The 241-nt window shown below is 68.5% G+C and carries 1 pseudogene; it reads right to left on the bottom strand.

Features of this window, described 5'->3' with window-relative positions:
• A pseudogene (locus SB751_RS34645) lies at positions 1-241 on the bottom strand (DNA translocase FtsK); the annotation flags it as partial.

The following is a 241-nucleotide window of genomic DNA, read 5'->3' on the forward strand; positions in this document are numbered from 1 at the left end:
GCCGCCGTCACCGTCCAGCCCGCCTTCCAGCAGGCCCTCGACATAGTTCGGCTCGCCCTGCGCCTTCAGGCTTTCGACCACGCGGTGCACTTCATCGTCGCTGACAAAGGCGCCGTGCACGCGCACCGGCAGGCCGGTGCCCGGCGGCATGTAGAGCATGTCGCCCTGGCCCAGCAGCGTCTCCGCGCCCATCTGGTCGAGAATGGTGCGCGAGTCGATCTTGGACGACACCTGGAACGCG

Origin of the sequence: Cupriavidus sp. SIMBA_020 (assembly GCF_046535395.1) — a bacterium.
In the GTDB taxonomy this organism is placed as follows: domain Bacteria; phylum Pseudomonadota; class Gammaproteobacteria; order Burkholderiales; family Burkholderiaceae; genus Cupriavidus; species Cupriavidus campinensis.